This window comes from Austwickia chelonae NBRC 105200 (genome assembly GCF_000298175.1).
Lineage (GTDB): Bacteria > Actinomycetota > Actinomycetes > Actinomycetales > Dermatophilaceae > Austwickia > Austwickia chelonae.
Genome location: NZ_BAGZ01000013.1, coordinates 1 through 1508, shown reverse-complemented (window position 1 = coordinate 1508; position 1508 = coordinate 1). Strand labels below are relative to the sequence as shown.

Genomic DNA, 1508 nt, shown 5'->3' with positions numbered 1-1508 from the left:
AATGACAAGGCAACAGATGGGGGTGATTGGCGGCAGGCTTTTGGGGCTTTGCAGGTGGGTGGGGTGACGGCGGATTTGCAGATTCATCCTGACTCGAATCGGGGTATTCAGAAGAAGGATGGGTTGGTGTATGGGCAGGGGAATGGGGTGTGTGGGCCGTATGCGGTGAAGGTGGGGGAGCCGATTCCGGGGGCTTCACCGACCGGGGGATATACCAAGCATGGTGGGGGGACATCGGCGGCGACGGCGGTGGTGTCGGGGGTGGTGGCTGCGGTGCGGTCGAAGTATCCGGAGTTGTCTGCGGGTCAGGTGATTCGGCGGGTGTTGGCGACAGCGAAGCGCAATGGTGGCGGTCCGGTGCCGGATGAGCAGTGTGGGTGGGGTGTGGTGGATGCTTATGCAGCGGTGACGGCGGATGTTCCGGTGGGGGATAAGGAGAACCCGTTGGGAAAACTCCGGGAAGGGGATACCGCTCGTGGTCGTCCGTCGAATACGGCGTCGATGGGTGAATGGGATCGGTCGTATAAGCCGACGTACAACCTTCAGGAAGAGTTAGCGGCTTGGGAGGCGGAGAAAGAAGCGAAAGCGGAGTCTGTGAAGAGGCGTGAGCAGTTGAAGATGGCTGGCGTAGCTGTGGTGGCGGTGGCTGGTGTGTTTGGTGGGGTGTTCTGGTGGCGGCGTCGCCGTGGTGTGGGGCGGCAGGGCTGACGTAGGGCTGTTGGTCGGTGTGATGGTGTCTGGTGTGGCTCGGGTGTGTGTGGGTGTGTTGGCCGGTGTGTTGCCGGTGTTGCCGGTGTCGGCGGCGTCAGCGACGGCTGTGGCAGCGCCGGTGGTTTCGGCGCCGTCGGATCCGTTATCGCCGGAGGAGAAGCGGCAGTTGGTGCGGGAGCGGTCGTGGTGGATCACCGGGTTGGGGGTGGACCGATCGGTGACCGTGTCTAAGGGTGCGGGGGTGAAGGTGTGTGTGATCGATTCGGGGATTGACGCGACGCATCAGGATCTGGTTGGGGTGCGTTTTGAAGGCGGTACGGATGTGTCGGGGAAGGGGGCTCCTAATGGGTTGAAACCAGAGACTGCTCATGGGACGGGGATGGCGGCGTATATCGCTGGTCGGGGGTCTGGTCCGGGGCGGTCGCAGGGGATTATCGGGGCAGCGCCGGACGCGACGATTATTTCGGTGTCCAGCACGGTATTTGACATGACTCAGGCGGGGGTGATGACGAAGTCGGTCCGGTATTGCCTGGCGCAGGGGGCGAAGGTGATCAATATTTCTCAGGTCGGCGGGTTGGATAACGAGAAGGCGCGGGCTTTTATTGAGGCTCAGGAGAAGGATGTCGTCATTGTGGTGGCGGCAGGGAATGATGGGCAGGCTGAGAGAACGGCGTGGCGGGAGGCTTTTGGGGCTTTGCAGGTGGGTGGGGTGACGGCGGATTTGCAGATTCATCCGAAGTCGAATCGGGGTATTTATAAGAAGGATGGGTTGGTGTATGGGCAGGGGAATGGGGTGT

At 61.7% G+C, this 1508-nt stretch carries 2 protein-coding genes; both read left to right on the top strand.

Annotation, left to right across the window (positions count from 1 at the left end):
• Nucleotides 1-708 (top strand): S8 family serine peptidase (locus AUCHE_RS10790; RefSeq protein WP_006503338.1); only part of this gene is annotated, 708 nt, incomplete at its 5' end.
• 19 nt (nucleotides 709-727) lie between these two features.
• On the top strand, nucleotides 728-1508 hold a 781-nt coding region (locus AUCHE_RS10785), incomplete at its 3' end, for a S8 family peptidase (protein WP_246785321.1).